This window comes from Demequina sp. (assembly GCF_016278775.1).
GTDB lineage: Bacteria > Actinomycetota > Actinomycetes > Actinomycetales > Demequinaceae > Demequina.
This window is the reverse complement of sequence record NZ_JADQBF010000067.1, coordinates 19,810-30,690: the sequence shown is the minus strand read 5'-3', so window position 1 is coordinate 30,690 and position 10,881 is coordinate 19,810. Positions and strand designations below refer to the sequence as shown.

13 protein-coding genes and 1 tRNA gene are annotated in these 10,881 nt (G+C 68.7%); 2 read left to right on the top strand and 12 right to left on the bottom strand.

From position 1 onward, the window contains the following. Positions 1–1,078, top strand: a 1,078-nt coding sequence (locus QZZ33_RS07935) for a TIGR03862 family flavoprotein (protein ID WP_291379238.1), incomplete at its 5' end; no start/stop codon positions are given. A gap of 20 nt (positions 1,079–1,098) precedes the next feature. Here the strand turns inward: QZZ33_RS07935 and QZZ33_RS07930 are convergent. Then, positions 1,099–1,446, bottom strand: a complete 348-nt coding sequence (locus QZZ33_RS07930) for a helix-turn-helix domain-containing protein (RefSeq protein ID WP_291379237.1) — start codon at positions 1,444–1,446, stop codon at positions 1,099–1,101. A gap of 77 nt (positions 1,447–1,523) precedes the next feature. Here QZZ33_RS07930 and QZZ33_RS07925 point away from each other — a divergent pair, with 77 nt between their 5' ends. Then, on the top strand, positions 1,524–2,195 hold the full coding sequence (locus QZZ33_RS07925; RefSeq protein ID WP_291379236.1) for an NAD(P)H-dependent oxidoreductase: 672 nt from the start codon (positions 1,524–1,526) through the stop codon (positions 2,193–2,195). An 11-nt stretch (positions 2,196–2,206) separates the two neighbouring features. Here QZZ33_RS07925 and QZZ33_RS07920 read toward each other — a convergent pair whose 3' ends face one another. The 11 genes from QZZ33_RS07920 to QZZ33_RS07870 all read right to left on the bottom strand — a co-directional run bounded on the left by QZZ33_RS07920 (position 2,207) and on the right by QZZ33_RS07870 (position 10,864). After that, positions 2,207–3,454, bottom strand: a complete 1,248-nt coding sequence (locus QZZ33_RS07920) for a HipA domain-containing protein (RefSeq protein ID WP_291379235.1) — start codon at positions 3,452–3,454, stop codon at positions 2,207–2,209. Continuing rightward, a complete protein-coding gene (locus QZZ33_RS07915) occupies positions 3,451–3,795 on the bottom strand; it encodes a helix-turn-helix domain-containing protein (protein ID WP_291379234.1) in 345 nt (114 codons plus the stop codon). Before QZZ33_RS07915 ends, QZZ33_RS07920 begins: the two co-directional genes overlap by 4 nt. Positions 3,796–4,028: 233 nt before the next feature. Next, positions 4,029–4,101, bottom strand: a tRNA-Ala gene (locus QZZ33_RS07910). A 93-nt stretch (positions 4,102–4,194) separates the two neighbouring features. Continuing rightward, complete coding sequence (locus tag QZZ33_RS07905; protein WP_291379233.1) at positions 4,195–5,007, bottom strand: SDR family oxidoreductase; 813 nt, start codon at positions 5,005–5,007, stop codon at positions 4,195–4,197. Further along, entirely contained in the window at positions 5,007–6,560 is a 1,554-nt protein-coding gene (locus tag QZZ33_RS07900) for a succinic semialdehyde dehydrogenase (protein WP_291379232.1), read from the bottom strand. Before QZZ33_RS07900 ends, QZZ33_RS07905 begins: the two co-directional genes overlap by 1 nt. A gap of 150 nt (positions 6,561–6,710) precedes the next feature. Continuing rightward, a complete protein-coding gene (locus QZZ33_RS07895; RefSeq protein ID WP_291379231.1) occupies positions 6,711–7,325 on the bottom strand; it encodes a histidine phosphatase family protein in 615 nt (204 codons plus the stop codon). Further along, entirely contained in the window at positions 7,322–7,939 is a 618-nt protein-coding gene (locus QZZ33_RS07890; RefSeq protein ID WP_291379230.1) for a histidine phosphatase family protein, read from the bottom strand. The genes QZZ33_RS07895 and QZZ33_RS07890 overlap by 4 nt, the downstream gene beginning before the upstream one ends. Next, positions 7,936–8,298 carry a ribosome silencing factor gene (gene rsfS / locus QZZ33_RS07885; protein WP_291379229.1) on the bottom strand — a complete coding sequence of 121 codons (363 nt, stop codon included), beginning with the start codon at positions 8,296–8,298 and terminating at the stop codon, positions 7,936–7,938. Before rsfS ends, QZZ33_RS07890 begins: the two co-directional genes overlap by 4 nt. Beyond that, positions 8,295–10,133, bottom strand: coding sequence for a hypothetical protein (locus tag QZZ33_RS07880; RefSeq protein WP_291379228.1), 1,839 nt, complete (start codon positions 10,131–10,133; stop codon positions 8,295–8,297). Before QZZ33_RS07880 ends, rsfS begins: the two co-directional genes overlap by 4 nt. Next, complete coding sequence (gene nadD / locus QZZ33_RS07875) at positions 10,126–10,737, bottom strand: nicotinate-nucleotide adenylyltransferase (RefSeq protein ID WP_291379227.1); 612 nt, start codon at positions 10,735–10,737, stop codon at positions 10,126–10,128. Before nadD ends, QZZ33_RS07880 begins: the two co-directional genes overlap by 8 nt. After that, positions 10,709–10,864: a hypothetical protein gene (locus QZZ33_RS07870; RefSeq protein ID WP_291379226.1), complete on the bottom strand. Its 156-nt coding sequence runs from the start codon at positions 10,862–10,864 to the stop codon at positions 10,709–10,711. The genes nadD and QZZ33_RS07870 overlap by 29 nt, the downstream gene beginning before the upstream one ends. Positions 10,865–10,881: the final 17 nt, after the last annotated feature.

The window sequence follows — 10,881 nt, the reverse complement described above, 5'->3', positions numbered from 1 at the left end:
CTTTGTCACGCGGTACGGCACTTCGGCCGAACGGATCGCGCCGATGCTCGCAGTGTTCGGGCCCGAGGATCTGCGCGAATGGTGCGCCGACCTGGGCGAGCCGACGTTTGTGGGGTCCAGCGGGCGCGTGTTCCCGCAGGCGTTCAGGGCGACTCCCCTGTTCCGCGCATGGTTGGCGCGGCTTGAGGAGCTTGGCGTGCGGATCGAGCGGCGCACGTCCTGGTCGGGTTGGGCTGACACTTCAGGCGCCATCGATGCCCACACCCCGGCCGACGCTCTCCTCATCACCGACGCGGGCGGCCAGACGAGCGAGGTCACGGCCGACGTCGTGGTCTTCGCTTTGGGCGGGGCGTCGTGGCCGCATTTGGGTGCGGACGGCAGTTGGGTGAGCCTGTTTGCAGAGCGCGGTGTCGAGGTGACTCCACTGCGGGCGGCGAACGTGGGCGTGCGAGTCGACTGGTCCGAGGTCTTCGCCGTACGGTTCGCGGGCACGCCCCTCAAGAACGTGTCCCTTGCTGTGCGGGGCTGGCCCGGGGAACCGCGCCGCGGCGACGCGATGTTGACCAAGACGGGGATCGAGGGCGGGCCCGTCTACGCGAGCGGCGCCGCGATCCGCGAGGCGCTCGATGCCGGAGAGTGCGTCTTGGAGGTCGACCTTCGTCCCGACCTCGGCGTCGACCAGCTCACCGACCGTCTCCAACACCGCCGCCCCAAGGACTCGGCGTCGAACTGGCTGCGTCGCTCGATCGGCCTGGACCCCGCGGCCACCAGCCTGCTCCGCGAAGCCAGCGGCGGCGCGCTACCGAGCGACGCCGACGCCATGGCCAGGCTGGTCAAGGCGGTGCCGCTTGCAGTGACGGGGACGATGCCGATCGACCGCGCCATCTCGACGGCGGGCGGCATTGCGTGGTCGGAGGTGGACGAGCACCTCATGCTTCACAGACTCGCGGGCACCTTCGTCGCGGGCGAGATGCTCGACTGGGAGGCGCCCACGGGCGGCTACCTGCTGCAGGCCTCGTTCAGCACGGGCGCCGTCGCGGCGCGCGGCGCGCTCGCCTGGCTCGGCGCGGACGCCTAGCAACGCGAGAAGCCGCAGCGCTACCCGCCCCGCGAGGCGGAGAGGTTCCCGGATGCCCACTCGCCCAGCTGGATGAGGATGGGCAGGAGGCGCTCGCCGCTGTCGGTGAGGCGATAGGACACGCCGACGGGCGGGCCGGGGACGACGGCGCGATCGACGAGCTGAGCCTCGGCGAGTTCAGCGAGCCGCTCTGACAGGACCGCGTCGCTGATGCCACCTACTGCGCGACGAAGTCCACCAAACGTGGAGGCCCCATTGCCGAGCGCCGAGATGATCATGCCGTTCCAGCGCTTGCCCAACACCGTGAAGGCAAGAGTCACGGACGCATCGCAGTGCGTGTGCTCTGCGTCGTCTTCGATCGGTGCCATGTTTCGATTCTACCGTGCTACAGTCGTCTTAGTCACTTGCTTTTCCATAGGGGCTCACTATTCGCGAAGGAGACATCATGAACCTGTTCCGCCTCGACGCCAGTATCTTGCCTACGACCTCTGCAAGCCGATCTCTTGCCGACCTCGTGGAGGCCGAATGGCTCGCCGCCGACCCAGCGTCGCGCGTCGTCCGTCGCGACCTCGCCGTCGATCCGGTGCCCGCAACCGCGTGGGCGGACGCCGTCACGTCGGCCTTCGTTGAGGACGCCCAGCGCACCGACCGCCAGCGCGCGGCACGCGCCCTCGCGACCGAGATCGCCGATGAGATGATCGAGGCCGACGCCCTCGTGTTCGCAGTGCCCCTGTACAACTACGGCGTCTCGCAACACTTCAAGACCTGGTTCGACCTTGCCTACACGGACCCCCGTATCGATCCGCAGGGCACGGCCCTGCGAGGAAAGCCCGCCACGCTCGTCACCGTGCTCGGCGGAAACTACACTCCCGGAGCACCACGAGAGGACTGGGACCACTCGACTGCGTGGCTGCGTCGCGTCCTCGAAGATGTCTGGGGACTCGACCTGCGCGTCGTGCGGCGTCCCCTCACCCTCGTCGGCGTCAACCCTGCGCTCGACGCACTCACCGAGACAGCCGCTGAGTTCAAGCAACAGGCCGAGTGGGACGCCGTCCGCTTCGGTCGTGAACTCGCGCAGGTCGCCACTGGAGCCTCTGCGGGCGTGCAGAGCGCTTAGGGGCCTCAGGCTCACCCGAGCCTGAGCAGTTCCTGCCGATGCCGGATCACGCGGGCAAGTTTGTGCACGATGCCGCGATCAAATGGCAACTCACCGAGTTCGCCGACCCATGCGTCGGCAGAGTCAGCGACTCGACCGATGACCGCGCGAGCAGCTCTGGGCCTGACCCGCAGATGCTCCGCAAGTGCCACGAAGTCCGCGCCCGAGATGTTGCCGTCGCGCCGCCCGTTCACCGAGAGCGCCAACGTGGTGTCGCCGTACGGCTGTGAACTGGGAAGGTCGTATGCGGGAGTCGGCTTCCATCGTCCCGTCTCGTCTTGGAAGATCGAGAAGTTCTTGGCGTGCGCGTCGCCATTGCCCGTGAGGTACGCGAAGGCGGCTTGCGCCAGAAACTCTGCGGCGGCCGGCACGGGGGCTTCACACAATGAGGCGAGCTTGCCGAGGACCGCCTCGGTCGTCACCGCGTATTTCGCGGACGGATAGACCCCGAGCACTTGGCATCCGTCTTCCACAGCTCGCGCGCCGGGCGGCGTGCCAGGCACGCGGTCAAACCGGGTGACCACCAGGCCTGGCTCGCCCACCGCGTCGTACACCAACCGCGCATCCACCGTGCGGATTCCGGCAAGACGCGCAGCATTGAGGAAGAACGCCTCGTTGGCAATGAGGTGCTTGAACTCCGGAGGGTTGAGTTTGAGCAACACGGTGGCGCCCGCCGCGGTGACGGGCACGTTGATCATCCTGGCGCTTACTTTGTCCTGAACACCGGGCAACGCCACGCGGTCCACCTGAATGTCGAGGTGTTGACGGATGTCGGCAAAGCGCACAGTCGCAAAGTCGCCGACGCTCAGGTGGGGCTCTACGCGCGTGTCGCCCAAGGCGTCGGCGACCACCTGCACGTCTCCCACCGTGTCCGCGCCCACGGCTAGCAACAACGTCAGCTCGTCATCGGGGGACGTCTTGGTCGCTCGCCTCAGCGCGCTGAGCCGCCTTCCCTCCGGCAACAGGCCGGAGAAGAACGGCGGGAGCGCGCCTGCCGCGGTGACCACGGGCGCGACAGTGACGGGCAGGGTGGTCGCGATGGGCGCCCGTCCTGAGTCGACCCAGTCTTGCGTGTAGGCAAAGTCCACTCCGCCATGGGAGTTTCGTGTCAGGTGTCCAGCCAGGGCGCCCTGCTGGAGGACTGCTGCACGTGGGAGCGTCTTGAGATCCTCCAGCGCAGGGGGGCGCGGTGGCTCAGCACCAACGGGCACGGCGCTCATGGCGTCTCCTTGTTTGGCGGCCCTGCCGGTGGTGCGGCGTCGGCCTCGAGGCCGAACTGCGTGGCTACGTCGTGGCCGGCGCGCACGTCGGGCGCCGCCCCGCGCTCGATGGTCAGGTGCAGTCCGAGCGTCTCAAGAACGGCAATCACGCGCTTGAGCGAGGTATCGGCGCGACCGGATTCAAGATGATGAACGATGCGATAGGACACCCCGGCGAGGTCACCGAGCTCGGTTTGGCTCAGGCCCAGTTCCTGGCGGCGGGCCGCCACGATGGCGGCCAGGTCCCCCCGCTCCTGGGCGCGCTGCGCCGCCGACTGACGCGACTGACGTTGCAAGGTCATGGAAGGGGTCCAATCTGACGTTTTCGTCAGTTTACCGAGGGGCGGCCCACAGAAGCGGTGTTCGCGTTCGTATTCTGACGTCTTCTTCAGATTAGCGCGTTCTAGCGCACTTGACCAGGGTGTGCGCGCTCTATTCTGACGTTTGCATCAACGCCACGGGTCGAATCGCCTGCCCACCAACGCAAAAAACCGCCCCGAAGGACGGTTCCAAGCGGTGCTGTCTCCACACCACGTGGAGCTGAGGGGACTCGAACCCCTGACCCCCTGCATGCCATGCAGGTGCGCTACCAGCTGCGCCACAGCCCCAAGGCCTTGCGGCCCTGCGCTCACACGAGCGACCGTCATCGTAGCCCAGAAGGGCCTTCAATATCCAATCGGTGGCGGCCATCCGGCCCGGTCTCAGCGTGAAGGTCCGCGCCCCACAAAGTGGTCCATGCCGTGGTTGATGCCGAAGAAGTCGGCCATGCCGTCGAAGGCGCGCACGGGTAGCGCCCGTAGCACCGGCACGGTCCTCACCATCGGGGGCGTCATGATTTGCTGGGTGCCGCGCTCGACGCCCCTGATCACGCGGCGCGCCGCCTTCTGCGCGTCGAGGATCGGCAGCAACAGCGGGAAGCGGGAGCGCACCCCTTCGAACATGCCCGTGTCGATGTAGTACGGCATGAAGATCAGCGTGCGCACGCGGGAGCGAGCGCCGCGTAGTTCCGCGCGCAGCGACTCAGTGAAGCCGATCGCGGCGGCCTTGGATGCGGCGTAGTCGGTTTGCCGTGCGACGCCCAACAGGCCAGCGGCCGACGCAATGGTCACCACCGTGCCCCGGTTGCGCTCCATCATGCCTGGCAGAAAAGCCCGCGTGACCCAGAACAGCGCGAGCGTATTGACCTGGAACGTGCGCTCAATGGCCTCGTCGGACGCCTCGAGCAGCGTGGCGCCCGTCACCACGCCGGCGTTGTTGATCACCACGTCCACCACGCCCTCGCGCTCGGCGGCGGCGGCCACGGCGGCGCGGTCCGTGATATCGATCACGGTGGCCGATGCTGAACCGCCAGCCTCGGCGATCAGCCGCACTGTCTCATCGGCGCCCGCTGCATCCCGATCCCATACCGCGATGGCGGCACCGCGCCTGGCCGCCTCGAGAGCCATCAGCCGGCCGATGCCGGACCCGGCGCCGGTGATCAGCACTCGGGCTCCCCCGAGGTCAGTTCCCTTCATTACGGCCTCACCCTTGTCAGGAGGGCCAACGCCCTCGACATGAATCGTGCGTATGTCTCATCGCTCACGCGGTCAGGCGGCGCCAAGGAGGCGATACGTTGACGCACCACCGTCTGTGGTTCCGTGTACTTGAGCAGGCCCTCGTCGCCATGACGGCGCCCCAGGCCAGAGTCCTTCACCCCGCCCATCGGCGCGTCGGTCGACCCCCACGCGGCGGCGTAACCCTCGTTGACGCTCACGGTCCCTGCGGCCACACGCCGCGCCACGCCCACTCCCCTGCGCCGCGACCACACCGCCGCGTTGAGCCCATACGGGGAGTCGTTCGCCAGCCGCACAGCCTCATCGGCGTCGGCCACGCGATACAGCGACACCACGGGACCGAACGTCTCGGTACGCGCCACCTCCATGTCGTCGGTCACGCCCTCGAGCACGGTGGGCTCATACACGAAGGGCCCGATGTCCGGGCGCGCCTTGCCGCCGGCAAGCACCGTGGCGCCCTTGGCCACGGCGTCGTCCACGTGCGCGCTGATGCCGTCAAGCTGAGCGGCCGACGTCAGGGTGCCCATGTCGGCCTCCCAGCCCAGGGCCACTCCCAGCGTCATCGCGCTCGCTCTGCGGGCGAAGGCGTCCGCGAACGCGTCGTAGGCCGCGTCCTCGACGTAGATCCGCTCGATCGACACGCACAACTGGCCCGAGTTGGAGAAGCATGCCTGCACCGCGCCGTGGGCCGCGCGGTCGATGTCGGCATCGGCGAGCACGATCAGCGGGTTCTTGCCGCCCAACTCGGCCGAGCAGCCGATGAGCCGCCGCCCGCAGTGCTCCGCGATAACGCGGCCAGTGGCGGTGGAGCCGGTGAACATCATGAAGTCAACGCCGTAGATCAGGCGCGGCCCCAACTCGCTGCCCGCACCGATCACCACGCCAAACAGATCTGCGGGGAGGCCTGCCTCGCGGAGGATCTCCACGGCTGCGAGCGCGCACAGCGGCGTGGCCGAGTCGGGCTTGAGCACGATGCCGTTGCCCGCGATCAGTGCGGGAATCGCGTCCGCCACCGCAAGCATGAGCGGGTAGTTCCACGGGCTGATGACGCCCACCACACCCTTGGGCACGCGGTGCTCGCGCACCGACGTGAGCACCGGGATAGCGCCGCGCCTGCGGTGGGGGCGCAGCAGGCCTGGTGCGCGGCGCGCGTAGTAGGCCGCGGTGAGCGAGACATCCGAGACTTCCTCAAAGGCGCTCAGGCGATTCTTGCCGTTCTCGAGCTGGATGAGATCCAGGAGTTCGTCGCGGTGCGCCAGGAACAAGCGGCCAGCGCGCCTCAGGATGGCGCGACGCTCGCGCAGGGGCCGCTTCGCCCATTCAGCCTGGGCGGTGCGGGCGGCCGCAAGCGCGTGGTCCACGTCCGCAGGGCCGGAACGCGGCACGGTCGCGAGCGGGCGCCCGTCGAGCGGCGAGAGCACCTGGTGATCACCCGCAGTGCCGGTCACGATGCTCGCGAGCGCGGCGAGGCGCTTGGAGTCAATGTCCGGCCGTGCCAGGGACGTCGTTGTCACACATACCTCCAGGGGCGTGACTCCCACTGTACTCAACCCGGTGGCCCCTCACGTGCGGGGGCCGGCCCCCACCCAACAACCCCGCCGTATGGTTGCGGTGGGCGTTTGGCGTGCCAAAACGCCCACCACAACCATATGCGGAAGGCGCACTCAGCGCCCCACGCGGTACCGCTCCAGCCGCCAGTCGTCGCCGCCGTGCCAGCGCAGGTCGTTCCACGCGCCGTGCGGCAGATTCCCCAGCCGCGACGGGGTGAGCGGCAGGCCCAAGATGCGCGCCACGCCCAGCATGATGGCGCTGCCGTGGCTCACGATCACCACGGTCTTGACGCCCGTGCGGGCGGCCTCTGCGGCGCGGTCCCTGAGGCCAGCGGCCACACGGTCAGCCACCTCGCCCGAGTCTCCCCAGCCGGGAATGGCGGGGTCGAGCCCCTCGTGGCGGCGCCGGTACTCCTCCGGCCACTGCTCGCGCACCTGGGCCCACGTGTGACCCTCCCACACGCCGTAGGGGCGCTGCGTGAATCTGTCGTCGCGCTCGGCCGCACCAATCCTCACCAACTCGGCAATGGCGTCGGCCGTATGCGCGGCGCGTACCAAGGGCGACGTCGCGACGACCACCCCGGCCCCGTACTCCCCCACCACCCGCTTGGCCACGCGCTGGGCCTGTTCCAGTCCGTCCTCGCCCAGCGGCACGTCGAGCGATCCCTGCAGGCGGCCCTCCGTGTTGTAGCCGGTGCGGGCGTGGCGCACAAGAACCAGGGAGATCACGCCAAAACCGTATCGCCCACCGCGTTGAGTTCGCGCAGCACCCAGTGCCCGCTGGCGTCGTCACCTGTGTGATGCAGTTCTGCCCAACGGGCGTTGCCCAGCGTGCCGATCGACCTGGACCCCAGCTCCAGACCCAGCAGCGCGCACATCAGCACCCGGATGGTGGAACCGTGGGCGACCAGCATGTGGGTGCCGTCGGCGTGAGCGTGCTCCGCCACCGCCGCGAGCGCGCGCTCGGCCACTGCGGCGTGACCCTCGTAGCCCTCCACGCGCGGCTCCAGGCCCCGCTCCCAGCGGGTGTGCTCCTCGCCATGCTCCGAGCGCCTGACCGACTCCTCCATGCCCTCCCACACCCCGTAGCACCGCTCTCGGAGCCGCGGATCCGTCACGACCTCCGCACCCATCGTGTCGGCAATGATCCGGGCAGTGTCACGGGCCCGCGACAGGTCGGAGGAGACGATGCGTGTGACGGGGGCGAGTTGCGCCAGCAGCGGCGCCGTCGCGCGAGCCTGTGCGCGGCCCGTGTCATTGAGGGGAATGTCGGCGGCGCCTTGAAGGCGGTGCGCCGCGTTCCAGTCGGTCTCGCCGTGGCGGACCAGGATCAGGCGCCTCACGAGCTGGCGGGCAAGGGAACGACGGGGCAGTCCTTCCACAAGCGCTCTAGCGAGTAGTAGGCGCGGTCCTCTTGATGCATCACGTGCACGATGACGTCGTTGAAGTCCATGAGCGCCCAGCGACCCTCGCGCATGCCCTCACGGCGAATCGCCTTCACACCGGTGGCCAGGAGCGCGTCTTCAATGCCCTCGGCTATCGCGGCCACCTGACGCTCGTTAGCGCCGGTCGCCAGCAGGAACACGTCGGCCAAAGGCATATGCGCGCTGACGTCGAGCGCCAGGATGTCTTCTGCCTTCTTGTCGGAGGCGGCGAGCGCCGCCGTCTTGGTGAGGTCGACGGCCCTGAGCGTGGCCGTCATTGGCCAAACGCCACGTTGTAGATAACCACGCCGAGCAAGAACATCAGTGCCCCAATCACGGCCAGATGGAGCCACTTGAAGTGCTTCGCGCCGCCCACGGGCGGCAATTCGGGAGCGCGTCGTATCTGGCCGGTCACGGGGAACTGGCCACTCGTCGTCGGGAACTGACCGCTCGGCGCCTGCTGTTGCCCACTGGTCGGGAACTGACCACTCGTCGTCGGGAACTGGCCACTGGCCGTCGGGAACTGGCCACTCGGCGCCTGCTGTTGCCCGCTGGTCGGAAACTGACCGCTCGTCGTCGGGAACTGACCGCTCGGCGCCTGCTGTTGCCCACTCGTCGGGAACTGGCCACTGGCCGTCGGGAACTGACCGCTCGGCGCCTGCTGTTGTCCGCTGGTCGGGAACTGACCACTGGTCGTCGGGAACTGACCGCTCGGCGGGGGCGATTCCTGCTGCGGCGAGTCGGCCAAAGGCTGGAAGTCGTTCGCGTTGGCACGAGGGGGCGTCTGCCCCGCGTCCTGCGGATGGGTTCCCCACGCCGACGGCCCCTGCCCGTGCTGTGGGTCCGGCTGGCCCACGTGCGGCGCCTGGCTCTCAGTGGGCGGCGTGCGCAACATCTCATCAAAGGTTGCGTGGTGCGGTGCGGTGCCGGAGGACGGCGTGGACGGAGCCGTCGGCGCCTGCTGCTGGTACGCGGGAGTCGTCGGGAACTGACCGCTGGGCGGTGCGAGTGCGCCGAGATTCGGGAACGGCTCAGCTGGCGGACGCTCGGGCTCGGGACGCGACGCCGGAGCACCGGCCACCGCGAAGCCGTGCTCGCCCTCTTGGGCCGCAGGCATGTCGTAGCGGTTGGCGCTTTCCGTCTCGGCCGGTTCTGGCTGCGACTGCGCCTTGCTCTCAAGGCTGCTGATCGCGGCCTCCGTCAGTCGGCGGATCTCCTCGATCCCGCGCTGTCGCTCCGCTTCGTCGTCATCCGGCTCTGGCTGCCCGGCGGCGGCGCTCTCTGGCGCTCCAGCCTCGCGCTGGGGCCCGCCAGCCTCGCGCTGCGACGCGCCTGCCTCTCGTGCCAGTCGATCCTGCTCAAGCAACGAAGCCTGCGAGGAGCCGGGCGGGAAGAGCTCCGCAAACACCTTGGCCCGTGCCGCTGCCGCCTCCGCCTCGCGCGCGGCGGCGGCCGAATCCCCCTCTTGCACGGCGTCAGCCTGCGCCTCCGCGCTCGTAGGAGCGGGAGTGCGCTCGATCTTCGCGTTTGGATCGAAACCGGTCGGAATCTCCACGGACTTCGACTCGTCCCCCACGGATGGCTGACCATCTTCGCCGAGCTCGAAGCGTGGCGAATAGGGCTCCACAATCGCGCGCTCTTCGAGCGGGGCGTCTGGGTCTGCCCGCGGCGCGGGTTGCACCACCGGCACGTCGGTCGTCGGGACGCGCGCGGGCGGGTTGGCTGATTCGCCTGGGCGGCCGCGTTCGAGATCCCGCTGCGCCAAGATCCGCAACTCGGATGACGCCGTTTGCGCGTCGGCCGCGGCCCTCTCGGCCGCCTCTCGCGCCAACCGCTCCTGCTCGGCAATCCGCTCGGGAGTCATGGCCGGGATCTGACCGGTAGCGATCATCTCCTCTTCGGCCGTCCAACTCTCCATGGGCCGCGCAAGGCGTTCAATGCGTCGGCGATCCCGGCGGGAGAAGGGCTGCCCGCCCGTGTCCACCGCCGGAGTCTCGCCGGTAGCGATGCCCTCGGCAAAGGAACGCGTGGGGCCATTCTGAGCCGCCGCGCGCTCTGCGGCCTCGGCCCCCATGGCGCGGCGTGCACGGCGCGACAGGGGCGCGTCAGGCATCCGGTCCTCCGAGATACAAAGAGTGCTGAACGATGTACTCCGCCACCGTATCGGAGACCAGGTAGCGCACTGGCGCACCGGTCCGCCGTCGGCGTCGAACTTCGGTTGAGGATACCCCCATCTGGGGGGCATGGACCACAAGATGCGTCGCCCCTGGCTCGGGCGACGGGTGACCGGGCCTGGCGACTGCGACAAACGTTGCGAGCGTGATCAACCGCTCAGGTTCGCGCCATTCGGACAGTCGGGCGATGGCGTCGGCGCCAGCAATGAAGAACAGCTCCGCACCGGGATGCATCGCGGCGAGGTCCGTGAGCGTGTCCACCGTGTACGTGGTGTCGCCGCGGACGACGTCCACGTCGGACACCTCTAGCCGGGGGTCGGCCGCGACTGCCAGGCGGCACATCTCAAGCCGTTGCGCTGGGCTGGCGCCGCCTTCAGCGTCCTTGAAGGGCTGTCGCAAGGCTGGCACCAGCAGCACGCGGTCGAGGTTCAAGGCGTGGCAAACTTCGCTGGCCACCGCAAGGTGGCCTACGTGGATCGGATCGAACGTCCCTCCCAGGACGCCGATGCGCGGGCTATTCACCGTGGTGACGTGTGCCCACACTCCGGAATGCGTATGTGATGAAGAGTAGGGCCATCAGTCCGGCAAATGCGAGCAGGCCAATGGCGGCCGGCGGAATCGACGACTCCGCGTGCGTCTCTTGGACGGCGGCCATGAGGATCGTGCTCACAGTGACTCCTTCATACG

What these genes read in the sequence shown, in the direction of transcription:
- QZZ33_RS07930 (WP_291379237.1), bottom strand. Translation starts at nt 1,446, where the DNA reads ATGGCACCGATCGAAGACGACGCAGAGCACACGCACTGCGATGCGTCC.
- QZZ33_RS07925 (WP_291379236.1), top strand. Translation starts at nt 1,524, where the DNA reads ATGAACCTGTTCCGCCTCGACGCCAGTATCTTGCCTACGACCTCTGCA.
- QZZ33_RS07920 (WP_291379235.1), bottom strand. Translation starts at nt 3,454, where the DNA reads ATGAGCGCCGTGCCCGTTGGTGCTGAGCCACCGCGCCCCCCTGCGCTG.
- QZZ33_RS07915 (WP_291379234.1), bottom strand. Translation starts at nt 3,795, where the DNA reads ATGACCTTGCAACGTCAGTCGCGTCAGTCGGCGGCGCAGCGCGCCCAG.
- QZZ33_RS07905 (WP_291379233.1), bottom strand. Translation starts at nt 5,007, where the DNA reads ATGAAGGGAACTGACCTCGGGGGAGCCCGAGTGCTGATCACCGGCGCC.
- rsfS (WP_291379229.1), bottom strand. Translation starts at nt 8,298, where the DNA reads ATGACGGCCACGCTCAGGGCCGTCGACCTCACCAAGACGGCGGCGCTC.
- QZZ33_RS07880 (WP_291379228.1), bottom strand. Translation starts at nt 10,133, where the DNA reads ATGCCTGACGCGCCCCTGTCGCGCCGTGCACGCCGCGCCATGGGGGCC.